The organism is Reticulibacter mediterranei (genome assembly GCF_016587455.1).
In genome coordinates, this window is record NZ_BNJK01000001.1 from 7159459 (window position 1) to 7182455 (window position 22997).

Annotated in this window: 23 protein-coding genes; 16 read left to right on the forward strand and 7 right to left on the reverse strand. The window is 53.0% G+C overall.

What is annotated here, in order from left to right; all coding sequences use genetic code 11:
- The first annotated feature begins 70 nt into the window (after positions 1 to 70).
- The 8 genes from K3T83_RS30970 to K3T83_RS31005 all read left to right on the forward strand — a co-directional run bounded on the left by K3T83_RS30970 (position 71) and on the right by K3T83_RS31005 (position 10530).
- Positions 71 to 2440 (forward strand): baseplate J/gp47 family protein, encoded by a 2370-nt coding sequence (locus K3T83_RS30970; protein WP_220206780.1) that lies wholly within the window; start codon positions 71 to 73, stop codon positions 2438 to 2440.
- Positions 2441 to 2537: 97 nt separating this feature from the next.
- Positions 2538 to 4877, forward strand: coding sequence for a serine/threonine protein kinase (locus K3T83_RS30975; protein WP_220206781.1), 2340 nt, complete (start codon positions 2538 to 2540; stop codon positions 4875 to 4877).
- 85 nt (positions 4878 to 4962) lie between these two features.
- Positions 4963 to 5235 carry a mycoredoxin gene (locus K3T83_RS30980; protein WP_236065025.1) on the forward strand — a complete coding sequence of 91 codons (273 nt, stop codon included), beginning with the start codon at positions 4963 to 4965 and terminating at the stop codon, positions 5233 to 5235.
- Between the two features lie 171 nt (positions 5236 to 5406).
- Positions 5407 to 6567, forward strand: a complete 1161-nt coding sequence (locus tag K3T83_RS30985; RefSeq protein ID WP_220206783.1) for a cysteine desulfurase family protein — start codon at positions 5407 to 5409, stop codon at positions 6565 to 6567.
- 121 nt (positions 6568 to 6688) lie between these two features.
- Positions 6689 to 7891, forward strand: coding sequence for an aminotransferase class V-fold PLP-dependent enzyme (locus tag K3T83_RS30990; RefSeq protein WP_220206784.1), 1203 nt, complete (start codon positions 6689 to 6691; stop codon positions 7889 to 7891).
- Positions 7892 to 7925: 34 nt separating this feature from the next.
- Positions 7926 to 8309 carry a hypothetical protein gene (locus K3T83_RS30995; RefSeq protein ID WP_220206785.1) on the forward strand — a complete coding sequence of 128 codons (384 nt, stop codon included), beginning with the start codon at positions 7926 to 7928 and terminating at the stop codon, positions 8307 to 8309.
- Between the two features lie 95 nt (positions 8310 to 8404).
- Positions 8405 to 9361 carry an ornithine cyclodeaminase family protein gene (locus K3T83_RS31000; RefSeq protein WP_220206786.1) on the forward strand — a complete coding sequence of 319 codons (957 nt, stop codon included), beginning with the start codon at positions 8405 to 8407 and terminating at the stop codon, positions 9359 to 9361.
- Complete coding sequence (locus K3T83_RS31005; RefSeq protein WP_220206787.1) at positions 9355 to 10530, forward strand: WD40/YVTN/BNR-like repeat-containing protein; 1176 nt, start codon at positions 9355 to 9357, stop codon at positions 10528 to 10530. The genes K3T83_RS31000 and K3T83_RS31005 overlap by 7 nt, the downstream gene beginning before the upstream one ends.
- Here K3T83_RS31005 and K3T83_RS31010 read toward each other — a convergent pair.
- Positions 10517 to 11443: an MBL fold metallo-hydrolase gene (locus K3T83_RS31010; RefSeq protein WP_220206788.1), complete on the reverse strand. Its 927-nt coding sequence runs from the start codon at positions 11441 to 11443 to the stop codon at positions 10517 to 10519. The genes K3T83_RS31005 and K3T83_RS31010 overlap by 14 nt on opposite strands.
- A 17-nt stretch (positions 11444 to 11460) precedes the next feature.
- The gene (locus tag K3T83_RS31015; protein ID WP_220206789.1) at positions 11461 to 11919 is read right to left on the reverse strand and encodes a hypothetical protein; all 459 of its coding nucleotides are present in this window, start codon (positions 11917 to 11919) and stop codon (positions 11461 to 11463) included.
- A gap of 197 nt (positions 11920 to 12116) precedes the next feature.
- Between K3T83_RS31015 and K3T83_RS31020 the strand changes: the two genes are divergently transcribed.
- Together K3T83_RS31020 and K3T83_RS31025 are read left to right on the forward strand one after the other, a co-directional pair.
- On the forward strand, positions 12117 to 12548 hold the full coding sequence (locus K3T83_RS31020) for a response regulator (protein WP_220206790.1): 432 nt from the start codon (positions 12117 to 12119) through the stop codon (positions 12546 to 12548).
- A 111-nt stretch (positions 12549 to 12659) separates the two neighbouring features.
- Entirely contained in the window at positions 12660 to 12938 is a 279-nt protein-coding gene (locus tag K3T83_RS31025) for a hypothetical protein (protein ID WP_220206791.1), read from the forward strand.
- A gap of 105 nt (positions 12939 to 13043) precedes the next feature.
- On the opposite strand, the gene K3T83_RS31030 is transcribed toward K3T83_RS31025, so the two are convergent.
- Positions 13044 to 13235 (reverse strand): helix-turn-helix domain-containing protein, encoded by a 192-nt coding sequence (locus tag K3T83_RS31030; protein ID WP_220206792.1) that lies wholly within the window; start codon positions 13233 to 13235, stop codon positions 13044 to 13046.
- Positions 13236 to 13595: 360 nt separating this feature from the next.
- Between K3T83_RS31030 and K3T83_RS31035 the strand changes: the two genes are divergently transcribed.
- The 3 genes from K3T83_RS31035 to K3T83_RS31045 all read left to right on the forward strand — a co-directional run bounded on the left by K3T83_RS31035 (position 13596) and on the right by K3T83_RS31045 (position 16200).
- Complete coding sequence (locus tag K3T83_RS31035) at positions 13596 to 14567, forward strand: S1C family serine protease (RefSeq protein ID WP_220206793.1); 972 nt, start codon at positions 13596 to 13598, stop codon at positions 14565 to 14567.
- Positions 14568 to 14753: 186 nt separating this feature from the next.
- The gene (locus K3T83_RS31040; RefSeq protein WP_220206794.1) at positions 14754 to 15062 is read left to right on the forward strand and encodes a hypothetical protein; all 309 of its coding nucleotides are present in this window, start codon (positions 14754 to 14756) and stop codon (positions 15060 to 15062) included.
- 127 nt (positions 15063 to 15189) lie between these two features.
- Positions 15190 to 16200, forward strand: coding sequence for an NAD(P)H-dependent flavin oxidoreductase (locus K3T83_RS31045; protein ID WP_220206795.1), 1011 nt, complete (start codon positions 15190 to 15192; stop codon positions 16198 to 16200).
- On the opposite strand, the gene K3T83_RS31050 is transcribed toward K3T83_RS31045, so the two are convergent.
- From K3T83_RS31050 to K3T83_RS31060, 3 genes are read right to left on the reverse strand one after another with little or no spacing between them, the layout of a single operon-like run.
- A complete protein-coding gene (locus K3T83_RS31050; protein ID WP_220206796.1) occupies positions 16188 to 16622 on the reverse strand; it encodes a hypothetical protein in 435 nt (144 codons plus the stop codon). The two genes, K3T83_RS31045 and K3T83_RS31050, sit on opposite strands and share 13 nt — an antisense overlap.
- Before the next feature lie 29 nt (positions 16623 to 16651).
- Positions 16652 to 18079: an acetate--CoA ligase family protein gene (locus K3T83_RS31055; RefSeq protein WP_220206797.1), complete on the reverse strand. Its 1428-nt coding sequence runs from the start codon at positions 18077 to 18079 to the stop codon at positions 16652 to 16654.
- Positions 18076 to 19041, reverse strand: coding sequence for a PAC2 family protein (locus tag K3T83_RS31060; protein ID WP_220206798.1), 966 nt, complete (start codon positions 19039 to 19041; stop codon positions 18076 to 18078). The genes K3T83_RS31055 and K3T83_RS31060 overlap by 4 nt, the downstream gene beginning before the upstream one ends.
- Before the next feature lie 179 nt (positions 19042 to 19220).
- On the opposite strand from K3T83_RS31060, the gene K3T83_RS31065 reads away from it, so the two are divergent.
- Positions 19221 to 20204, forward strand: a complete 984-nt coding sequence (locus K3T83_RS31065) for an RluA family pseudouridine synthase (RefSeq protein ID WP_220206799.1) — start codon at positions 19221 to 19223, stop codon at positions 20202 to 20204.
- 102 nt (positions 20205 to 20306) lie between these two features.
- Here K3T83_RS31065 and K3T83_RS31070 read toward each other — a convergent pair whose 3' ends face one another.
- Positions 20307 to 21308, reverse strand: coding sequence for an LLM class flavin-dependent oxidoreductase (locus K3T83_RS31070; RefSeq protein WP_220206800.1), 1002 nt, complete (start codon positions 21306 to 21308; stop codon positions 20307 to 20309).
- Between the two features lie 290 nt (positions 21309 to 21598).
- On the opposite strand from K3T83_RS31070, the gene K3T83_RS31075 reads away from it, so the two are divergent.
- Together K3T83_RS31075 and K3T83_RS31080 are read left to right on the forward strand one after the other, a co-directional pair.
- Complete coding sequence (locus tag K3T83_RS31075; protein ID WP_220206801.1) at positions 21599 to 22432, forward strand: helix-turn-helix transcriptional regulator; 834 nt, start codon at positions 21599 to 21601, stop codon at positions 22430 to 22432.
- Positions 22429 to 22974: a hypothetical protein gene (locus tag K3T83_RS31080; protein ID WP_220206802.1), complete on the forward strand. Its 546-nt coding sequence runs from the start codon at positions 22429 to 22431 to the stop codon at positions 22972 to 22974. The genes K3T83_RS31075 and K3T83_RS31080 overlap by 4 nt, the downstream gene beginning before the upstream one ends.
- Positions 22975 to 22997 lie beyond the last annotated feature (23 nt).

Sequence of the window (22997 nt, forward strand, 5' to 3'; positions counted from 1 at the left end):
GACTTAATAGTGTAAAATGACACCGGAAGTGAAAAAGCGCTACTTCAAGGGAGGCAGAGGGAAGGCGACCATGAGACAAGGAAACGGTTCGGAATTGTTGGGGATGAATGATCCGCGTAGCCAGAATATCGGTATCATCTATGTCTCACCCAACGATGATCGCAAAAGCGTGCTGGCCGCTATACTGACACACGAGAAGCTTGGTCGTAAGCAAGTGGCAGTTGTATTGCCCACGCAGCAGAATAAAGCATTTCAGCGTCCAGTCGATTTCGAGGATTTGAAAAGTATGCGCCGCCGATTAAAGGCGCAAATCATTTTTATTGCGCCGCTGGGTCAGGGACCGGCAGAATATGCCCGGCAGCGGCGTTTTACGGTCTATTCATCTCTTGAGAGCTATAAACAGGCATTACAAGAAGAGAAAGAATTGCCCATTGGACAGAAGAAGGGTTTGTTTGGACGAGGGAGAACGGTCAATGGAGGTGGAGCGGTGGGTGCGAATAATGCTTCCTCTCCACAGGCTCGGCAGGCTCAGGAAGAGGGGGAGGAGGAGGATTCAGCATCGTCAGCGGCTCCTTTTGTGATGGGGGGATTGGCAGGAGCGGCGGCAGCGAGTGCGATGGATGATCTGCCTGCGAAGACACCGGCAAACTCTGCAAACACGATGGGCAACACTGGTGTGTTTTCGTTGTCGGATGATGAGTTTGATGATGAGGACGATATGCTCGCTCCTCCTTCATCTGCTCCGGCAGCCTCGCGGGCGGCAGCCTCGCAGCCAATCAGTCGGCCACTGCAACCGTCCGCTAATAGCAAGCCAGCGGCTGATGCCGATGATGATGCCGGTCCTCAGCCGATTGAGTTGCCTTCTCGACGCGCGCGTACGACCGTGCAGCTTGATCCGAAAACGCTTGAGCCAGCGCCAGCGCCAGCTCGTGCCAGCAAAGCACGTGCGAGCGGCACATTGGCAACTGGAGCGGCGGGAGCAGTTGGCGTTGCAGGGCTGGCGGCAGCAGCAGTATCGCAGCGTACTACTAGCGGCGCAAATCCGCCTCCGGTGCGCCCAACTCCGGGTGGAAGCAGACCAACCGGACCACGCCGTAGACGCGGGAGGGGCTGGCTCATCGCTTTGTTGCTTTTGTTATTGACGTTGCTAATTGTCGGTGGCGTGATGGCCTACTTCCCGGGCACAAGAGATATGCTGTCGCGCTCCTTGCCTACGGGACAGCCAGTTGCCACCGTGAGTATCACCCCGGCGAATCAGGTTGTATCTGATAGCTACGTGATCACCGGCGTTGCCAGCAATCCCGATGCTGCCCGCTTACAGATCACCGCTCGTACATTGACGCAAACCACCCAGCAGCAAAAGACCGTGACGGCCAGTGGGCACAACCTGACTCAGGGGATAGCTGCGACTGGGAAGCTCACGTTTACTAATGGCTCTTCTGCACCGTTTACCGTTGCGGCAGGAACCACTTTCAAAAAGGCCAATGGTGTGGTGATCGTGACCAATACAAACTTGTCCATTCCAGCGGCGGTTCCTGGGGTTTCTTTTGGAACAGCAGCAGTTGCCGCACATGCAACGACAGCAGGGGCTGCTGGCAATCTTCCAGCCCAGGCGATCAATGGAACATGTTGCACAAACCAGAATTTCATTACTGTCGTCAATAATACCCCATTTACAGGTGGGCAAGATCCCAAAGACTACAAATTTGTGCAGCAGGGGGATATCAGTGCCGTTGCCAATCCGCTGAAGCAGCCGCTTGTACAGCAGGCATGGAGTGGGGTGCAGAAGCAGATGGCCAATGGTGAGCAGATGATGAATGGGGCGCAATGTACCACCAGTTCCAGTACCGATCAACCGGTGGGTGATAAGGGGATGAACGTGCCGCAGGCGACGGTGACGGTTGCCGTCAAATGTACTGGCACGGTCTATAATCGGCAGCAAATGCTGGATCTGGTCAAGGGACAACTGCAAAAGAAGGTGGACACGAATCTGGGAACCGGCTATGCACTGGTTGGCGGGATGCAGACAAACCTCAAACCGCAGACCCCGAAAGATGGGATGGTCTCGTTTATTGTCGATGCGAAGGGGGTCTGGGTCTATCAATGGACGGATGCACAGAAACAGGCGTTGGCAAAGCAGATAGCTGGCAAGTCAGTCAAGGATGCGACGGCGCTGCTTCAGGGGCAGAAAGGCATCAGCAAAGTGCAGTTCAGCGGAGGTGATGTATTGCCTGCTGATCCGGCACAAATCGCGATTCAGGTGCAATCGATCACAGGCCTGTCGGGGAGCGCCAACCCGCCTGCGGTCACTCCCACTGTCATTGATTCTGCTAACGGCACGGGTGGCGCTACAGCCGTGCCGGGCAATGGGAGCATTGGCACCGTTGTAATTACGTCTGCCTTTGCCCCATCGAGACGCGTATTCGGGTTTATGCTCTAGACAGAGTGTGATACTGTAGGCTGATGTGGTTGTTGTACTTCTGGTTTTTCGACCTGAATACTCGGAAGCGCGCTGGTGGAAAGGATAAATGCACGCGATGCTGTCTCTGGAAGGCAAGCAGCTTGGCAATTATGATGTCATTCGACGTATTCGTGTAGGTGGCATGGGGGCCGTCTATGAAGGCAAACAGCGAACCGCCTTTGGGCGACGCGTAGCGATTAAGGTCATTCTCGGTGATTACGCGACTGACCGCGATATGCGTCGCCGCTTTGCCCGTGAAGCACGCACTGTGGCGCGGCTTCATCACCCGCACATCTTGCCCTTGATCGAGTTTGGCGATGCTGGCGGTATCCTCTACCTGGTGATGCCATTTATTGATGGTGGCACGCTGACCAGTTATCTGCGTCGCTCGCTGCCAGATCTGGCAGAGGTCGCCGTCGTTTATCAACAACTGCTGGATGCCGTTGAGTATGCGCACGAAGAGGGGCTGATCCATCGGGATATCAAGGCGTCGAATGTGCTGCTGGAGCTACGCCGTAGTGGCGCCCCTTATGTCTATCTGGCGGATTTTGGTCTGGTGCGTACATCACCGACCAATACTCGTGCAACGAATGGACGCAGTGGGCGTGCCGAAGAGATGGATGATACGGGCAAAATCGGTAAGCCCATACCGCTCGATCAGGTGCCGGGAACGCCTCAATATATGGCACCGGAGCAGACGCGCGGTATTGTCACTCCTCAGACCGATATCTACGCGCTGGGCGTGCTGCTCTATCAACTGCTGACCGGCGAACTACCCTATAATGATCCTGATGATATACGTGTGATTCAGATGCAGATGCAGGCACCTATTCCCGCGCCCAGCGATCATGACGCCTCGATTCCACAGGAGCTAGATGCGGTTGTACGGACGGCGATGGCGAAGCGTCCAGAGGAGCGATATCGTAGCGTAGCCGAACTGCGTGCCGCGTTTCTAGCAGCTTTGAAGGGTCCGACCACTCTCAATCAGGAGAAAACTGCTTCGGGACAGTTTGAGGCTCCTGTCGTACCCTATCCACCGCGTCAGCGTCGCACCAGAGTTCTCTCATCAGCCGAACAACCAGCCCCTATTGTGATGCCGCGTCGTGGGCGCGATGTTGACGTGCCAGTTGCCTTGCGCGGAGCCGGGGCAAAGGCGCGCACGACTGATAGCATTCGGCAGTCACCACGCATCACTGAAGAGCCAGAGCCACCACGCCACAAACGCTTCTCTGGCCGCCTGCTGGCGACGATGATTATACCGGCCCTGTTGCTGCTTGCGTTGCTTGTTCCACGTCTGATAGGCATCAATATTTTTCCGGCAGGCTTTCCTCTTCTGGGGACGCCTGCTGTTGCCACTGTGTATGTCACTGCACAGAGCCGGACAATGCAGGAGAGCTATGTATTGACCACTTCTTCTCAGGTCAAAGCGCCAGATCTGGCGACGCATAGTATCCCCAGCCGCGTGATCTCAGCTTCCACCAGTGATAGCCGAACGGTTGCAACTACCGGTTCCCAATCTGCGGGAGGATCGACGGCACAGGGAACCATCGAGTTTGTCAACAGCAGCAATAACGACTTTACGGTCTCAGCGCAAACCATTTTTACCAGCAATAATGGCGTCCAGGTGCGGTTGACCCAGGATGTTCAGGTGCCGTCGCGTCAGGATGGACAAAACGGCAGGAACTCGGGCGATGCTGTCGCGGTAAAACAGGGCGGTGCGGGCAATATTTCCGCGCACACGCTTGATGGTCCCTGTTGTGCAAATGGTATCTCTTTAAGAAATACTAGCCCCTTTACCGGCGGCTCCGATGCTCAACAGGTGACAGTCGTTGCCCAGAACGATCTGGATGATGTACGCAATCAACTGGTCGCGCGCCTTGAGGATCAGGTATTGCAGAGGATACAGCAACAACTGACGACGGGCGAAACGATTGCGATTGCGCCAACTTATACCGTGAAAGATAGTGCTAGCGAGCCAGTTGGGGCGCGGGCCGATCATGTGAAGGTGACGGTCAAAGTGACTGGTAGTGCCATCGTCTATAATCGGACGACCGCGACGCAACTTGCCACCCAACTTTTGCAGAAGGATGCACTACAGATGTTGGGCAACGCCTATAAGGTGCAGGGAACACCCGCGCTGGTTGGCAATCCAGTAGTTCATCCAGGTAAGAATGGCGTCGTTTTTTTGAGTACGACCGTGAAGGGACTCTGGGTGTATCATTTAACTCAGGAGGCCATGAGTACCTGGCCCCAGGCCATCAAAGGCTCAACAACTCAGGCTGCGCTTGCCTTTCTCAATGGGCAGCCAGGCGTGAAGAGTGTTGAGATTACCTTGCCCTTTGGAACCGATCATCTCCCCTCTTCTGTGAGCGAGATTAAAATCATCCTGGTCAATAGTACCAGTACAGCACCATGATTTGAGAAGTCAGTGTGGGAATAGATGGCCTTGAGTGAGTGTTACAATGAGTAGACGTGTATATCTCACATATAAGGAGCTATCTGTGCTGGATTCTACTTTAGAGACACCCAAAACTGGAGAAAAAATCAAAATGTACGCCACCAACTGGTGTGGCGATTGCCGCATGGCGAAGCGTTGGTTTGATGCGCATGGAATTGCCTACGATTATATTAACATCGAGGAAGACGACGCGGCGGCAGAGTTTGTTGTAAAGGTTAATGGAGGCGCGCGTAGCGTACCGACCATCATTTTCCCTGATGGCTCTGTCCTGGTAGAACCATCAGCCCGCGAACTGGCAGCCAAGTTTGCCAGCTAGCCAGACGTTCACTAGACGCTTTATGAAACTGGTTCTTACTGCAAACTGGTAAGGGCCAGTTTTTTTTGCCAGAAATAGTAGTTGAGATTGACAGTGAGGCGAGAAATGTTCTATCTTCGTTTCATCAATGGGAGAGATTTTTCCCGTTTAGCTTAGAGGGAACAGCAGATCATGAAAACGCACCCGGGATTACAGGGTAATCCAATCTATTTAGATTATAATGCCACCACACCGGTTGATCCAGCGGTGCTTGAAGCGATGCTGCCTTATCTTTCGACCAACTTTGGTAATCCTTCCAGCACGCACTATTATGGGCAGGCAATGCGTCAGGCTCAGGGAACGGCCCGCGATCAGGTGGCGCAACTATTGGGATGTGATCCTTCGGAGGTTGTGTTTACTGGTTGCGGTTCGGAGAGCGATACGCTGGCTATTCGCGGCGCTGCGTTGGCATTGCGGGAACGAGGCAATCATATCATTACGCAGATAACGGAGCATCCCGCCATCCTCAATGTTTGCCGCTCTCTTGAGCGCTTGCACGGCTTTCGTATCACCTACCTGCCGGTGGATCGCGATGGCCGTGTGAATCCGGCTGATCTGGAGGCAGCTATTGATGAGCAGACGGTGCTGGTCTCGATTATGCATGCGAACAACGAGACGGGAACGCTACAACCGATTGCGGAGCTTTCCGAGATTGCGCATCAACACGGCGCTCTGTTTCATACAGACGCCTCGCAATCGGTAGGCAAGATTGCAACCGTTGTTACCGAACTGGGCGTGGATTTGTTGACGGTGGCAGGCCATAAGTTGTATGCGCCCAAAGGCATTGGCGCGTTATATGTGCGGTGGGGGATACAGCTTGAACCGGCTATCTATGGCGGCGGCCAGGAAGGAGGTCGTCGGGCTGGGACGGAAAATGTTGCGTTCACTGTAGCGCTCGGCATGGCGGCTGTGCTGGCCTATGAGCAACTCGATAACAGTCGGGTGCGCCTTCAGCGTTTGCGCGATCTGTTTTTGCGGCGATTGGTGCAATATCTGCCTGGTGCCGTTCATCTCAATGGGCATACGACCGAGCGCCTGCCCAATACCTTGAATGTTAGCATTGATGGCGTAAGCGGCGAGGAGGTGCTGGCCGCGACACCACAGATTGCCAGCTCTACCGGCTCCGCCTGTCATGAGGGGCAGACGGAACCATCAGCGGTCCTGCTTGCGATGGGTCTCTCACCAGAGCGAGCGCTTGGAGCCGTACGCCTCACGCTTGGTCGCTGGTCTACTGAGGATGAGGTGGAGATTGCCGCGCGCTTGCTGGCACAATCGGTTGAAACGCTGCGCTAGCGGCGCAAACAGGGGGATGTGAATTTTCATTGACCTCTGTTACAATAAAGGAAGATTAATGCACGCTGTTTGGTAACTGAGGCGTTGTCATTAGACAAAACAAGTCGAAGGAGTAAGCCGCATGTCTCTCGGTGAATCCAGGATGCAATATCCTGTTCCTCCTGCTATCGAACATCCGGAACTGCTCGCGTATCGCGACGAGTTTCCTATCCTGCAACGCAAAACCTATCTCAATAGCTGCTCGCTCGGAGCATTATCGGTACGGTCCGTGCAGGGCATAGAACAATTTGTAGAACAGTGGAATGAGTGGGGTGCTCATGCCTGGTATGACATCTGGCTGGGTGAGATCGCGAAGGCCCGCAAAAAGTTTGCAGCGTTAATTGGTGCTCAGGTGCATGAGATCGCCATTGCCCCCAACGTCTCTACGGCCTTGAGCAGCATTGCGTCTGCGTTCGATTACACAACCCGTAATAAAGTAGTGATGTCAGATATGGATTTTCCGACGTTGGGTCATCAATGGCTGGTGAAAGAACGCCTGGGCGTGGAGTGCCACTTTGTGAAGAGTCCTGATCGCATCTATGTTCCTGTTGATCTCTTTGAGGCCGCAGTAGATACGAAAACGGCTCTGGTGGCTACTTCTCGCGTTTGCTATACCAGCGGCTATATTCAGGATATTCGAGCCGTTTCTGATATTGCGCATAAGCACGGAGCCTATGTCCTGGTTGATGATTATCAGGGAACGGGACAGGTGCCCCTCAATGTTGATGCGATGGATATAGATGTGCTGGTGACGGGTTCCCTCAAGTGGTTAATGGGTGGTCCCGGGCTGGCCTTCGTGTATATTCGCGAGGGCTTGATACCGGCGCTGCTCCCAACTATAGCGGGCTGGTTTGGGCATCGCGAGCAGTTTCAATTCAATGTGGAGGCGTTCGAGTTCCGCTCTGATGCGACGCGTATCGAGATGGGCACTCCTGCGATGGCGGCTGTGTACGCGGCCAATGGCGGTCTGGATATTGTGCTTGAGGCCAGTGTGGAGAGTATTTGTGAGCGTTCGCGCTATCTGACGAACGATCTGATCGCAAGAGCGCGCGAGCAGGGGTGGGTAGTACGCGCTCCCGCCGAACCTGAGTGTCGCAATTCTATTGTGATGCTGGAACTTGAACAGCCTCAGGAGATTGTTGAAAGCTTGATTGCTCGCAATATTATCACCGATTCGCGTCCTGGTTTGTTACGTCTCTCCCCGTACTTTTATAATACTATTGAGGAAAATGCAATCGTTATAGACGCAATTGCAGAGATTGTGCAAAATCGAACAAAAAAGTAAATGTTATTTGACCTCACGAGGAGGAAGGAATATTATGCAGTGTCCCAGTTGTCATTCTGAATATACGGTGGAAGACATCTATTGCCGTCAGTGTGGTGTAGAATTGACGAATACAGCGACCGATATTGTTCCCGCACAATCGTTCTTGCCTGCTGTGCTGTACAATTCGCCCCTGCCACGCAAAGTTGCTGCCAGTGTTGGTGCGGTTGCGCTCGGCTTCGGCCTGGAACTGTTGCGTCGTGGCCTGATGGCTCGCATGACAAAACCTGTCCGCGCAGTGGAACCAACGATGCCCGTGTTGGACGGCATCAAAGATGTGCTCACCCCTCGGAACGGAAAAGCGATTAAACCACCAAAGGGATACGAGGTGCAGGAGACCGTCGTCTATATGCGCCGCGTGATCCGTCGTACTAATTAGCAACAAACCGCGCTAATTAGTAACACACTGTAAAAAACAGGGAATTGATTATTGATCATGTAAATAATCATAAGCAGTAAAGTAGAGCGTTTCGTATGGCGTTAGTTTTGCGAGAGAAAGATGTGCGCTCTTTATTGAGCATACACGATGCACTGATTGTGTTGGAAGATGCCTTCACTGCTCAGGCTCAAGGAACAGCCATCAATACGCCACGCGATCGGCTGATGCTGCCTCATGGCGTACTGAATATGCTTGCCGCCGCCGCTCCCACGCTTGGTGTGCTGGGATATAAGACGTATACGGCTTTTCGTGAAGGCGTGCGTTTCGTGGTATTGCTCTTCAGCGCGCAAGATGGGCAACTGTTAGCGATTATTGAAGCCGACTGGCTGGGAGCTATTCGTACAGGGGCAACCAGCGCTCTGGCAACAAAATATATGGCGCGCCCCGATGCGCGAGCGGTTGGCTTGATCGGTGCTGGCAAGCAGGCCATGACGCAGCTGATGGGCGTGTGCGCCGTGTGTCCCATCTCCTCCGTCTACGTCTATAGCCGCAATTTTCAGCGCTGTGAGCTATTTTGTCAGGAGATGATGCATATCCTCAATATCGAGGTGGTGCCGGTCTCCCATGCCCAGGATGCGGTAGAGGGGGCCGATATCGTGATTACCGCAACCTCTGCGGGTGGACCAGTACTATTCGGGGAATGGCTTGCTCCGGGTTGTCATATCAATGCGATTGGCTCGAACTGGGCAAAGAGGCGCGAACTCGATTCTACAGTGTTGCAGATGTGTTCGTTGATCGTCACCGACTCGGTAGAGCAGGCTCGCGTTGAAGCGGGCGATTTCATTTTGGCAGAGCAGAGCAACTTCGACTGGTTGCAGGTCCATGATCTGTCGGAGGTCGTTGTCGGCAGACGTACTGTGCGGGTTGCGCCCGACGAGATAACGCTCTACAAAGGGCTGGGGATCGCGCTTGAAGATATCGCAACTGCTGCCCATGTGTATAAGCTGGCCTGTCAGCATGGTATTGGCGAGCAATTGGAGCTATTATGTTGATAAACAGGGCATGGTATCGCTATGTGCTGGGGATGACGCTTTTGTGTCTGTTGCTGTTGTCTCTGGGCGGTTGTGCCTCTGGTAGCGGTTTGTTGGGTGGCGGCAACTGGCAGGCCAACGGATTGCAGGATACGCAACTGCGCGTGCTGGCCGTTAATCCGAACGATCCTCAACAGATCTATGCTGGGGATGAGCAGGGGCGCGTTTTTATAAGTGCCAATGCTGGGCAGCAGTGGCAGGAACGGAGTAGTGGCCTGCCCTTACCTGCTGCACTGTATGCGCTCTCGCTGGATAACGCCGGAAAGAGGCTCTACGCCGCCACAGAAAAAGGTCTCTTTGTTAGCACCGATGCCGCTCAACATTGGCAGAGGCTTTCTCCCACTTCTGACTTACCTGCAACTAGCTATACCGCGCTCTTTTTCACTCCCGGTACTACAGCACAGACAATCTATGTCGGCACAGTCAAACAGGGGATTTTTAGCAGCACGGACGGCGGCACGACCTGGCACGCAGCCAGCGGCGGTTTGCCGCAAGGGGCAGGGGTGAATAGCCTGGCATTTGATCCCGGCCTGCATCAACTGTGGGCCGCCACCACGTCTGGCATTTATCGCTCAGTCGATAAGGGAGCTTCATGGCGGGCTTTTATGAATGGATTGCCTGCCAACATCACGATTAACGCTATCCAGACTGCTGCATCGAGCGGAGGAACGCAAGGGTTGCTCTACATCGGGACGAACCAGGGATTGTATCGCTCTCAGGACGCAGGGGCACACTGGCAGAGGGGGGAGACGCCACTGGTCGGGAGCAACATTCGTACGATCCTGGTCGATTTTCGCAGCGGCAGCAGTGGCACAGTGTATATCGGCAGCGATCTTGGCGCGTTGCGCAGCGATGATCAGGGACAAAACTGGCAAAGCGTCGCCTCCGGCCTGCCCAAAGGCGTCACCGTCTATGCGCTGGCTCTGGGGGCGACAGATTATGCCCAGTTGTATGCGGCTGCCGATAAACTTTACCTCTTCCCAGGAATAGGCGGGATGAGCGATCCCAAACGGATTGTGCCGCTGGTATTGATCCTGTTCTTCTTCTATTTGTTGTTGCGTATGACGACGCGAACGCGCAGGAGACCCCGTTCCCCTGCGCCAAAACAACCACCTGTTACTTCTCGTTAGGCGCTTGAAACTGAAATAACCACTGGACCATGCAGCGAACGTTCTTTGCATGGGCTTCTCTATAAAAGGAGCTGTCGTCCTGGAAAAGTGGGGCCAGCGTTGAGAGCACCTCTTCAAAAGGGTACTCGTGTAATGTTGCTGTCAGAAGTGCTTCCTCAGTCGATGCCGCTTGCGTTGTCAGGAGAGCCTGTACCCGCAGCTCAATGGTATGTAAGTACGCCAAATTTTGCTCGATCACTGAGATTTCGTTTGTACCTCCATGTGAACAGAGGACGCGTGCAGGATTCAGAGCCAGAAAGCGTTCCAGCGTCTCAATCATTGAGGGAACCCCTGTGGCCTCATGGAGCGTTGGGATAGGATATTCGGCGGCATCAAAGGCCAGGAGATGGCGCAGTTCAGGAATCCAGAGAGCTATCTGGTCTGGCTCATGGCCTGGTGCTGAGAATAGCTCAAGCGTCAGATCGCCGCCATAGATCGTCAGGCTCTGCTCAAACGTGAGTGTGGGCGGTATCAGTTCCACATGCTTGAATGTATTGTAGTGGCCCTGAAAATAGGTCAGCGTTTCCCTGGATGCGTCAGAAAACAGGCCTTGCGGGCACTGGGCCTGGGCAATAATTGGCGGCTTCCCATGTTCGGTAAAGTATCTATTGCCCCAGGTATGGTCCCAGTCGGAGTGGCTGTTGACAACCAGCAGTTGGCGCTGTGTCAGTGTCGGGGCTATCTCGTTGAGAACGATAGCCATATCTTCGGGACAGAGCAGGGTGTCGCAGAGAACGATATAGCGTTCGGTGATGATGACATAGGCATCCACCTGGAGCGTGTCTTCTTTGACGGGAGGAGTGAAATCGCGCCTGAAGACCAGGACGCGGCTATCACTGCTCATGTTGGGGACGAGATAGACCTCTTCAGCCATTTTGTGTTCTCCCTTGTTTATGGATGTCTGTTGCCCAGGTAGGCCACGACGAGATAGAGAATATAGAGCAGAACGCAGATGAGGAGAAAAGAGCCGTAGCAGGTGAGGGTCCAGGCTCGGCGCGTGTTCAATGCCTGCCGCAGCTGCTCTTCCATATCAGGAGGGTCGAGTTGTATCTCCGGGTGCAGTTCGCGTATGCGGGGCAGCATGGCGCGAAAATCGCGGGCGTTCGACATCCCTTCGGCCAGGATGATTGTTGTGTCATCGTCCAGATCTGCCATAAATACTAACTTGGATGGGTTAGGGTCGCCAGGAATTAATGTGAGCTGCTTGATCGCATGGAGTTGGACTCGTGTCTCCTGGTCTTCTTCGGTTCCTGTGACCACGAGTTCTTCCTCAAAAAGCTGTATCTCTTTGCCCATCCCAAAGCGTACAATGCTGATGGGGGGCCGTCTTATGTGTTCAGTGTCGTTCATTTGCTATGTCCATAAAGTAGAGATGAGTTGTCGTTGAGATGAATGCTGATGGCATTATATCATGCTTGGATCTATTATTTTGCCGCCGGAAAATGTGGTGACGAATGGGATATTTGTTCTCTGCCTTGACAGAGTGTGTATGAACACCTTACAATTGAGAAGACACACGCAAAGGCAAACAAAGAATACTCGGTGCTATGGCTCGAATCGGTCTACTCGAAGATAATATTCGGATCGCAAAACTTTGTGCGACCATGCTTCAATATGCTGGCCACGACGTTATTGTCTATGAGCATCCTCATGAATGTTTACAGGCGCTCCTGTCGCATGCTGTTTCCCATGAGAAATGGTCTGTTCCCACCAAGATTATACCTTCGGCTACTTTGCCAGTAGATGTTCTCATTCTCGATCTGCACCTGCCCGATATGGATGGTCTTGAGGTGATTCGTTACCTGTCTTCGCATCGACGAACCCGATCACTACCCCTGATATTTTGCACTGCCGCCACTCCTTCGGAGATTGCTCAGGCTTTGAGCATGGTTCCTGACGCCTGCTTTATCGAGAAGCCATTTACGTTCCAACAGCTCACCTCTACTGTCAAGAACGTTCTGGCGCTGCCCACCAAATAGCTCCTTCAAGACAGAGATCACATATTTCCGTTTTTTGCTCCTGTCGTAAGAACATTTTGAAGAGAAGCAGGTCAAAAGGATAGTGTTTGTCAGGAAAAGGAGGGACGATGCATGTTGGCGTCGATCAAACAGCACGGTCTACACATGACAATTACTCCGGGCTTTGTATGGGACGAAGCGCAACATATCTTCAAAGGCTCGGTATTGTATGGAGATGAAACGCTTACCCTTTGTGTCACTAGAGCGCGTATGCAGGACAGAATTCATCAATGTCTGGAGGCAAACGAAAATATTGAGCCGTTGTTTGATCCGGCGAACTGGGTAGTGTATGCAGAGTATTTGCATGACCCGGCGGTCTATTTTGAGGACGAGGGAGAACTTGGCCCATAGTTGGGAACGATAGACATAGCGTGGGGCTACCTGTAGATGTACATCCCAGATGGCACCACGCTATACATAATGATACGATATAAGATTACAATTTTTATACGACAATTAAGCCGCGCTATTTGGAAGCCCTTCGAGCAATTTATTCAACGTTTCTCGCTTAATTCGGTATGCCTGACGTTTATTTACATGGGGCAATACTACGGCCTCAAGCGCTCCAATTTTCACCCAACGGCGAACGGTGGTGTCATCGACACGCAGAATTTCAGCTACTTCCGATACGGTTAACAGATCGTTCATGAATGGTTACTCCTTTTATACGTCACTACCTCTAACACACTCTGTGAGGATGCATGGGTAAGAGTCATTATAAAGAGAAAAGCTGCAAGACTACCTTGCTTGTATATTATATGACAATGTCAAACATTTGTCAAAGAATGTGTAGCAATCATGAAGAAAACTAAGCTAGAAATTTGCTGGCGTATACGTATTGCAGACTTAAAAGCGGCACTTTACTGATGTGCTTGCTTGCTGGCAACGCGTGAAATACTCGACCTGTGCAGGTTATTACTGATCTGTGATACAATAGGTATCAACCTTATTGAGTTGTAGCCTCGCATCACTACACTCTATGGGTTCCACAAGAAAGTGCGAGACCTGATGATGAATACATATGAAAGGGATGCTCAAGCGCTGGATGCTTATTCGCATGCCGTGACTCAGGCGGCAGAGCGTGTTGGTCCCGCTGTTGTCCGTATCGATATTGAGCGTGGAGATGGACGTGCTGGCCGTCGTTCATCGCCATCAGGATTTGGAGGTGGTGGCCTCGGCTCCGGCTTCATTTTTGCCTCGGATGGCCAGATTCTTACGAATGCTCACGTTGTTGAGCATGCCCGTCGTATTCATGTGACGCTGGCTGATGGACGAACGTTCGATGCCGGACTGGTGGGAAGCGATCCAACCGTTGATGTGGCCGTTTTGCGGATTGGCGCGGATCATCTGCCCGTTGTCGAACTGGGTCGAGCGCCGCTGAAAGTGGGTCAGCTGGTTATTGCGGTAGGTAATCCTTATGGATTGAACTGGACGGTCACGGCGGGTGTGGTCAGTGCGTTAGGGCGGACGCTGGAAGCTCCAGGTGTGCATAAGATGACCAATCTTATTCAGACCGATACGCCGATTAATCCGGGCAACTCTGGTGGTCCGCTGGTGGATAGTGCCGGGCGAGTTGTTGGGATTACAACTGCGATGATGCCGATGGCGCAAGGATTGGGTTTCTCTGTTCCTCTGGATACGGTGAAAGTGGTTGTGGCAAAGCTGGCCCAGAAGCGAGAGATGGCGTTCGTAGGGGTGACGATGGGCGTTGGTGGGATGCGTGTCAAGATCGATGAGGCGCTGCAACGCACGTTGAAGATCACGCAGCAATTTGGTATGGAAGTGATGGAAATTCGGCCCGGCGGCCCCGCTGATCGTGCCGAACTCAAGCGCCTGGATATCATCATTTCAGCTAATGGTGAGGCAGTGAAGGAGCCACGCGACCTACAACGCATCGTGCGGCGTCACCAGTCGGGGGCACAAATCCCGGTTCAGTTTTTGCGAGGAGGGCGATTGCGCAAAGTCACTGTTCTAGTATAGATCAAGAATGTTTAAGTTCATCCACAGCATAGAAGCTGTTTTTATTCAGGCTTTCACCAGAAAAATAATTCAATGGTGAAAGCCTGAAATTTTTATTTTTCTTTTAATGTTGCGTCTTAGATGTATAGAGTGAGGTAAAGAAAGAAAAAAGGCTCAAAAGCCGAGGACGAAAGAATGGTGCATGCTATGAGTACATTTGCTTGGCTAACCTGGGCGATGACAGGCATCTTGGTAGTGATCGGTTTTGTAACGCATCTGGTTCTTTATCATAAGGGAGCTTTTAAAACTGGATTGCAGGAGCGCGTACAGCGGTTGGCGCCTATGACCCTGAGCAGAGAAATTACCCGGAACGAGACAGATTACTATCTGAGTGTAGGAGTAAACCAGCGTCCCTGGGATTCGTATTCTCTCCGACTTCTCAGAATGTTTATTTGCTCGGCCATTCTGGTGAGTCTGTTCTTTATCGGCTTGATTCTCTATGCATTTCCTCATTAGATAGAGATCGCTCCGATCATTTCTGTAGGATAATTGCAGGATATGCCTGTCATATGGTAGAACATGGCAGGCATAATTTTGCAATCAGAATGTTTAGTATTTCGGTAGAGAAGAAAGGCCTTTATATATGCTCATGCTGCCGGAGAAGATGCGTACACGTTTTACCGATCTGGTCGGGGTTCGCTATCCCATTGTGCAGGGAGGATTGGCTCATCTTTCGTTTGCAAAATTGGCGGCGGCTGTTTCCAATGCTGGCGGGCTGGGACAAATTGGTTGTGCTTGCTTCAGTTCCCCGGAAGAGTTGCAGGCTGAGATTCAAACAGCAAAGCGCCTGACGGATAAGCCCTTCGGTGTCAATTTTCCCATCGGACACATCCCCCTGGAGCCATTTCTTGATGCGGCGCTGGCAGAGTCTCCCGCAGTGATCAGTATTACGGGTGGCAATCCCGAACCGTTGCTCAAGCGTATCCAGCAGAGTGGCGTTTCTGTCCATACGATGGTGCTGGTTGCGGGTGTACGAGCAGCACGCAAGGCAGAAGCGTTGGGAGCTGATGTAGTGATTGCCGTTGGTTTTGAAGGTGGCGGTCATCTGGGGCGCGACGATATCGGCACGATGGTTCTGACCCCGCGCATCGTGGAGGCCGTGAAGATCCCCGTGCTGGCGAGCGGAGGCATCGTTGATGGTCGAGGATTGGCAGCTGCGTTAGCACTTGGAGCCGAAGGCGTTGAACTGGGAACGCGGTTTGTGGCTGTGCAGGAGAGCAACGCCCATCCCAACTATCAGCAAGCACTGGTGGAGGCGCAAGAGACCGATACCGTTATCATCGAGCGCTCAATTGGACGACCAGCACGTGTGCTCGACGGATTGGTGGCACGCAATATTTTGCATCTGGAGTCGTACGGAGAGCAGGAAAGCCTTTCGCGTGAGCAGCGTCTGAACCGCCTGCTACCAGCGATCGCTGGCTCTGTCAACGTACAGGCGGCGCTTCACGGTCAGCTCGATAAAGGGTTTGTTTGGGCTGGTCAGGCAGTGGGCCTGATTCACGATATCCCCAGCGCAAAAGATCTGATCGAGCAGACTGTAACAGAAGCTCGTGAGATTGTTCAGCGATTGGGCACGATCTTTCAGGATGGTTGAGCTGGCTTTTCCGCATCCTCGCGCTGATTGGCTTTTTTGAGGGCTGTTTGAAACAGGGAGTAGCCAATAATCCCCCACAGGCTGCATAGAAGGAAAATGCAGCCTGCTATCCACAAAATATGCCAGATTTCAGCCAGCAGCCCGGCGAAGATGCCAAGTATGCCCAACCAGTTTGCAATGTGCATATGTGTGGACTGGACCGTATACTCATGGGTTGCTTCTTGATAGTTGCGCACGATGAGCAGGCCCAGAAAGGGGAGCGCAATGGAGAAACAAAACAGAGCAATTGTGAGCGTGCCATCCAGCGGCGTCTGATTGATAAGATCAATGATAAAAAGTATACCGATGCCGATAAGCCCCCCATACATAAAGTTTGATTGCAGACGTTTCTGCTGGTTGACTTTATACATCTTATCTGGCATGGCTTTCTCCTTCTTGGCTACCTGGAGATCTACTTACGATCAGCCAGGAATTGTCCTATTTCTGCCAGGGCAGCCATTGCACGGCATGTGATTTCGACAGATTCATAGTAGGGAACATTTTCCTCTTGCAGGAGGCGCAAAGCCGGGATGTCATGGCGTGCATAAATCGTTTGCACCAGAACCGGCTTGTTATATTGCCGTACAAGCGCGCCCAGCATACGAGCAGCAGCCTCCTCGCGTGGCCCAAATTCCTCTGAGAGGAGTTGACGATAGCCTCCAAAGAGGCCGGTAATGATGACGCCATCCACATCTGGATCTTTGAGGCAGACTTCGGTGAGGTGAGCAAATGAGAGAGGATCTTCATCGGCGGCGCCAGCGACATCGACCGGGTTAGTGGAGGTTGCGCGGTTCGGCATCAGTGCCCGCAACGCTTGCTGCGTTGTGGCCTTTAAGATAGGAACCTCCAGCCCCGCTCGTATTGCTGCGTCTCCACTTGCCACCGAACTGCCGCCACCGTCGCCGATAATGGCAATACGGCCTCTCCCTTGAGGTGTGGGCGGTTGTTGCGCCAACGCTTGTGCGACCGGGAACAATTCGTCTGAACGCAGGACGCGTACGACACCGCTTCTGGCGAGGCTGGTGTCTGTGTCTGGGCGTACGGTAGCCTGAGTGCCTGTATGCGCCAGAGCAGCACGCACGCCGACTTCGGTAGCGCCACTGAGTAGGATCACGGCTGGTTTATAACAGCCACGCTCGTACATGGCTGCCGTGACCTGACGTAATGTGTCTGCTTGAATGGCTTCAACATAGCCAGCAATCACCGTCGTCTCGGGGTCGTTGGCCAGATATTGCATGCATTCGGGAAAAGAGACATCAACCGCGTTGCCAACGCTTAAAAATGTGGTGAAGCCCAGGCCGTCCAGATAGGCCTGCGCAAAGAAATACATGCCCAGATTGCCGCTTTGTGAGACCAGACCGATGGGACCGGCTGGAAGCGGAAAGACCATGCCCAGCACATTGACGTTGGAGCGCCGGACATACAGGCCCATACAATTGCTACCAATAATGCGAATCCCATGTTCGCGACAACGGGCGACCAGTTCTTGTTCCAGCGCGCCCCCCTCCGGTCCTGTCTCGCTGAAGCCGGCCGTAATCATGACGATCCCTTTGACGCCATGAGCGATACAATCGTCAACTGCCTGGGGAACGTGAGGAAAAGAGGTAGCAATGACCGCCAGATCAACTGGACCCGGGACGGCCTGGATGTTGGGATAGGTGGGGCGTCCCAGGATCTCAGAAACGCCTGGATTGATTAAATAGATGTCGCCGGGAAAGCCTCCCTGCATTAATTGTTTGGCGGCTACGTGCCCCCATTTCTGAGGGGCACGAGATGCGCCCAGTATGGCAACTGAGCGCGGCTGAAAAACTTCTTCTAAACTATAAGGCGTCCTACTCATTCACTCTCCTCGTCATCATCGAAATGCATCTGAGAGCCGTTCTCTCGTTCTTTGCGCAGCAACTCTTCCACATCGCGGATCAATGAATCTGCGCTTGGTAAAGGTCCGGTGCCGGTCGCTTTGTCGAGGCTGGGTTCATCCTCATCATCGTCGTCCTCGTCGTCCTCATCTCGCGCGCGAGAAGCGACCTGCTCTTCAAGGCGGCGGACATAGGCGCTGGCCTCTGGATCACGAGCCACCAGAGCGGTGATTTGCTCCTCAAAATGAACGGCGTCGGATTGAATACCACTGAGATCGAGTCCCAACGAGAGATAGGTATTCAAATAGGTGAGTAAAGCCGCCGTCACTTTGATATTCGGGGTAGCTGCCAGGTAATGAGGCGCTGCTGCCCAGAAGCTTGCTGATGGGATGTGTACGCGTCGGAAGGCATCTTGTAGTACGCCGAGCATGCCTGTCGGCCCTTCATAGGGAGAGCTTTCCATATCCATCTCGTTTAAGCGTTCCATCACATCTTGATCCGATGATGAGCCAGTCAGCGGGACGGCCATCGAGTGTGGTACGTCGGCCATGAGCGCGCCAAGAAACACTGCTTCCGATACGTGAAAGTGCTTGCAAATCTCTACGAAGGCGGCGCTGAACGTCTGCCATTTCAGTTGGGGTTCACTGCCCAGGAACAGGATGATGTCATGGTTGAGATCGGGTGCTACATATGCGAGAAACTGGTTAGACGGCCATGTGATGGTACGTTGTATGCCATCAATAAATTTAATGGTTGGCCTCGTTTCGGTGAAGACAAAAAAATCTTCCGCATCAATCTCTGCAATTTTTACGGGCGTCCAGCGGTCAACTAAGAATTTTATTGCTGTTGTCGCCGAATCAGCGGCATCGTTCCAGCCTCCAAAGGCCACTATGACGATAGGGTCTCGTAATACTGGCTCGTTCTCATAATGTATAAGCGACATATCGATACCTCTTTATCTGCTGACAGTATAGTTCCCCAGCAAATATATGACCCCATTCTATCACGTTAGGGAAGAGGGCGTAGAAACGAGATCGGGCATCAATATCCGCAACTAAAGAGAAATTCTTATAGTCTTGGTTGTGCATTGACGTTGGCCTCAGTTCGGACTATACTCGCGCTATGAAGACTGAAGATCTTGCTCAAGAGAGGCGAGCGTTGCCTCCCCTTTCAGTTATTTATCGGGACCACCATCTCTTGATCCTGAATAAGCCGCCGGATCTGGTGATGCATCCGACGTACAAGCACGCCGATGGGACGATGTGGGATGCTGTGCTGGCATATCAGCAAGAGCAGGGGGCAGATGATTGGCAACCGCCTGATTTGCCGGATGAGCCGGGATGGTTGCAGGCTCCGGCTCACATTCGCGAGATGTTGCGGCAGCGGCGTCTTGAGCGGATTTGGAAAGAAGACGGGCTGTTAGAGCGTCCGGGGCTGGTTCACCGACTGGACAAAGATACCTCGGGTATCGTCGCGGTCGCACGGACGGAGCGCTCGCGTTATCATCTGGTGCAACAGTTTTACGATCATAGCATTGTCAAGCGCTATTTTGCCGTCGTGCAGAAAGGAGCACCCGACTGGTCGCACCCACGCACAACGTTCACTGTGAGCAAACGGCTGGCCGATGGGAGCGAGGCGCCGCTTGATCCCGATGCAGAGCTGGCAAAAGCGAGCGAGGATAATATTATCTTGAACGGCCCGTTACAGCGTGATCCTGAACAGCGCCGCCGCTGTATTGTCGGTCCCGATGGACAGGAGGCGACGACCATCATTCGGGTGCTGGCGGTTGAGCATGGGTTTGCCCTGCTCAGTGTGCGACCTGTCACAGGTCGCACGCATCAGATCCGCGCTCATCTGGCAGCACTGGGCTATCCAATCGTTGGTGATCGTACCTATGGACTACCGATAGAATGCTCCACGCCCGATGCAATGCTGACGCGGCAATTTTTGCATGCCTACAGCCTCACGCTGCGACGCTATCCCGATAATACAATCTGCACATTTATCGCGCCTCTTGCCGAGGATCTGGCGACCTGGGCGGAGCGCTGCTTTCCCTTAGCAGCACAGGAGATTGCAATGCGCTGCGAACGGCAGGCTGGTCAATAAGGCTTTTTCGAGAAGCCAAAGACTGATACAAGATCGAGGGGAATGAAACTGTATTCTCTCATCCCTCCCTATTTAGAGGGGGAGGGACTTCATGCGCGGGAGTTAAAAGGTGCCGATCAGATGGAGCAATTGTTTTCGCTCGGTCGCCTCATCCACAATGGGTATGACCAGGAGCAGCAGTTCATCCAGACCACTGGCTAACAGTTCTTGCACACGATCTCGCACGATCTCCTCATTGCCACTGATTACGAGTGTTCGCGCCAGGGCGTTCAATGCTGCTTCGTCGCCATTCATAGCAGAAGCCCAACCTGCTTGCGCAAACATACGAGCGTATGTGCTCGCCTGTGCCAACTGTTGTATGAATTGACGCATCGCGACACTCACCGTTGCATCATCCGTGCTGAAAGCAACCGGCAAACAGGCGACAACAGGGGGAGCAGGGCGAGATTTTTCCTCAGCTCCAGCTCGCAGGGCAGGTAATGCCTGTTCGAGCAGGTAAGGAACTGGACAGAGCGAGGCAAGAGCGCCATCTGCAATCTCTCCTGCAAGCCGAAACGCCTTCAGACCCAATGCAGGTATGAGCAGTGGAACCTGAGCTGTGCGTGGCAAGGTATCCACTACCTGGAAAAACTCGCCGTGATGGTCAATTCTGCCCTGCCATAACACGCCGCGCACTACCTCCATGTATTCTTTGAGATACCTCAGAGGTGTGGTCTGCTGCAAGCCATATCGACCTTCGATGAACGCACGATTGCCGGAACCAATCCCCAACCGCAAGCGCTCCGGGGCGAAATCATGCACAGCGAGAGCTTGCTGCGCCGTCACCAGTGGGTGACGCGAGTAGGCAGGCACAATTGCTGTTCCCAGCTTGATCTGTTCTGTTTGCGTAGCGGCAATTGCAAGAACAGTCAAGATATCCGCGAAACCCGCGCCTCCCATTGCCATCCAGGCTTGTTGGACACCAGCGTGTTCAGCCTCCTGTATTCTAGCAATAGCGTCTATTGTATCTCTTGCCTGAATGTAGACACCAACATGCTTACTAGGTTGGCGCTCGTGAGCTATATTTGATGAAATTTGTTGGATTAACTCATCTTTTTGTTGCATATTTTCTCTCATCTCTTTTTCTTATTTTGGCATTCGCTCATACCCCTAATTGCGTCTTTCCTGTCTTCTCTAGCCAGGTAGCAAAGTTCATCAGGCCAGGGTGCAGCTTGCGCAGGGCAGGGATATCTGCCTGATAGCCTCCCATATTGACAAAATCGTAGGCGCGGGCTGCATCTCTGGTGGTAGTATGGTGCGAAGCCGCGACTTTAACCAGGAGTGTGTTGTATCATATGGCTAGAAAGTCATAGCTTCCCGCTGGGAGACCTGGAGCGGGCGCAACGAGGAATATTATGAGAGAAAGAGTCAAGCACCGTGCGGGACTGACCGATTTCTTACAAAATCGCCGTGCCCGCCTGCATCCAGAACAGTTTCACCTTTCAACATTTGGAAGGCGACGAGCGCGTGGCCTCAGACGAGAAGAGCTTGCTCAATTGGTGGGGGTGGGCGTTTCCTGGTATACGTGGCTTGAGCAAGGCCGGGATATTCAAGTTTCTGATCAGGTATTGGAGCGGCTTGCATCCGTCCTGCAACTGAATGCTGAGGAACGCCGCCATTTGCTGCTCCTGGCACAAGATTCAGCTTCACCATTAGACGAACCAGACAGTCAAAAGCACATTCCCAACACCGCCACTCAAGCCATTCTTGATGGTTTCACCTATCCGGCCAGACTCTTTGATGCACGTGTGAATGTGGTGGGGTGGAATGAAAGTGCGAATCGAGTCTTTGGTGATTATTCCCGCCGAACTGCCCGAGAACGTAATGCTCCCTGGTTTCATTTCATGTGCCCATCTGCACGCGTCGTTCATGTCCACTGGGAACGTGAGGCGCGACGTTGTATTGCCTCTTTGCACGCAAGGTACGACCAGCACCCTGATGATCGATGGTTGAGCGAGTTGATCGTTGAGTTGCAGCAAGACAGCCCGGAGTTTCGCGCCTGGTGGCCGGAGCATGAGATTGTATTGGACTGCGGCGGCCTCTACGAAATTAATCATCCACAGGTCGGTCGCCTTGTCTTGCACCCCACCGTCTTCCCTATGCCCGAGCAGCCAGACTTGCAGATGATTGTCTATACACCGCTGGCTCAAGAAGACACTACAGCCAAATTGAAAGCGTTAATGATATGAACGCGTATCCTTCGGCTACTGGTTCCCTTGCCCATTTGAGCGAGGTAGAGAAGAAGAAACGGTTGGATGCAATGGTGAGGCTATGGCAGAGCGAGACCGAGCGGCGCGTCAAACGTGAGGGGCAGCAAGCGATGATCGGGGCAATGGGGCTGGATGAGTATCGATATGCTGTCTGGTTGCGTTTCCCTGAATGGGAGCGTTCGGCTGTGCTTGGTCAGGTGCTAGCGCGACGGGAACTACAGAAGCCAGCCTCAGAGCATTCCTTGTTGTTGAGCAGCAATTGGCGACATGATCCCCTCTTGAAGGCGATGCCAGATTGGAAACTGCATCTACCCAACGAGACGGTGTTTAATATTACCGTGCGCATTACCCCTGGTGGACTCGGTGAAGGGAGCAAGTGGGCTGTTGTGATGCCCAGAGAGATGATTCCGCGCTACAAATCTGGATGGCCCACCCAACGAGAATGGGTTGCCTGGACAGGCGCTTTTGATTGGCTCTCGCTTGCCGTTGGTTTTGTACGTACGATGCTTGATACGCTCTAAAGTATTGATGCAGGATGTCAAAA

What these genes read in the sequence shown, in the direction of transcription:
- K3T83_RS30970 (WP_220206780.1), top strand. Translation starts at nt 71, where the DNA reads ATGAGACAAGGAAACGGTTCGGAATTGTTGGGGATGAATGATCCGCGT.
- K3T83_RS30975 (WP_220206781.1), top strand. Translation starts at nt 2,538, where the DNA reads ATGCTGTCTCTGGAAGGCAAGCAGCTTGGCAATTATGATGTCATTCGA.
- K3T83_RS30985 (WP_220206783.1), top strand. Translation starts at nt 5,407, where the DNA reads ATGAAAACGCACCCGGGATTACAGGGTAATCCAATCTATTTAGATTAT.
- K3T83_RS30990 (WP_220206784.1), top strand. Translation starts at nt 6,689, where the DNA reads ATGTCTCTCGGTGAATCCAGGATGCAATATCCTGTTCCTCCTGCTATC.
- K3T83_RS30995 (WP_220206785.1), top strand. Translation starts at nt 7,926, where the DNA reads ATGCAGTGTCCCAGTTGTCATTCTGAATATACGGTGGAAGACATCTAT.
- K3T83_RS31000 (WP_220206786.1), top strand. Translation starts at nt 8,405, where the DNA reads ATGGCGTTAGTTTTGCGAGAGAAAGATGTGCGCTCTTTATTGAGCATA.
- K3T83_RS31005 (WP_220206787.1), top strand. Translation starts at nt 9,355, where the DNA reads ATGTTGATAAACAGGGCATGGTATCGCTATGTGCTGGGGATGACGCTT.
- K3T83_RS31010 (WP_220206788.1), bottom strand. Translation starts at nt 11,443, where the DNA reads ATGGCTGAAGAGGTCTATCTCGTCCCCAACATGAGCAGTGATAGCCGC.
- K3T83_RS31015 (WP_220206789.1), bottom strand. Translation starts at nt 11,919, where the DNA reads ATGAACGACACTGAACACATAAGACGGCCCCCCATCAGCATTGTACGC.
- K3T83_RS31020 (WP_220206790.1), top strand. Translation starts at nt 12,117, where the DNA reads ATGGCTCGAATCGGTCTACTCGAAGATAATATTCGGATCGCAAAACTT.
- K3T83_RS31025 (WP_220206791.1), top strand. Translation starts at nt 12,660, where the DNA reads ATGTTGGCGTCGATCAAACAGCACGGTCTACACATGACAATTACTCCG.
- K3T83_RS31030 (WP_220206792.1), bottom strand. Translation starts at nt 13,235, where the DNA reads ATGAACGATCTGTTAACCGTATCGGAAGTAGCTGAAATTCTGCGTGTC.
- K3T83_RS31035 (WP_220206793.1), top strand. Translation starts at nt 13,596, where the DNA reads ATGATGAATACATATGAAAGGGATGCTCAAGCGCTGGATGCTTATTCG.
- K3T83_RS31040 (WP_220206794.1), top strand. Translation starts at nt 14,754, where the DNA reads ATGAGTACATTTGCTTGGCTAACCTGGGCGATGACAGGCATCTTGGTA.
- K3T83_RS31045 (WP_220206795.1), top strand. Translation starts at nt 15,190, where the DNA reads ATGCTCATGCTGCCGGAGAAGATGCGTACACGTTTTACCGATCTGGTC.
- K3T83_RS31050 (WP_220206796.1), bottom strand. Translation starts at nt 16,622, where the DNA reads ATGCCAGATAAGATGTATAAAGTCAACCAGCAGAAACGTCTGCAATCA.
- K3T83_RS31055 (WP_220206797.1), bottom strand. Translation starts at nt 18,079, where the DNA reads ATGAGTAGGACGCCTTATAGTTTAGAAGAAGTTTTTCAGCCGCGCTCA.
- K3T83_RS31060 (WP_220206798.1), bottom strand. Translation starts at nt 19,041, where the DNA reads ATGTCGCTTATACATTATGAGAACGAGCCAGTATTACGAGACCCTATC.
- K3T83_RS31065 (WP_220206799.1), top strand. Translation starts at nt 19,221, where the DNA reads ATGAAGACTGAAGATCTTGCTCAAGAGAGGCGAGCGTTGCCTCCCCTT.
- K3T83_RS31070 (WP_220206800.1), bottom strand. Translation starts at nt 21,308, where the DNA reads ATGCAACAAAAAGATGAGTTAATCCAACAAATTTCATCAAATATAGCT.
- K3T83_RS31075 (WP_220206801.1), top strand. Translation starts at nt 21,599, where the DNA reads ATGAGAGAAAGAGTCAAGCACCGTGCGGGACTGACCGATTTCTTACAA.
- K3T83_RS31080 (WP_220206802.1), top strand. Translation starts at nt 22,429, where the DNA reads ATGAACGCGTATCCTTCGGCTACTGGTTCCCTTGCCCATTTGAGCGAG.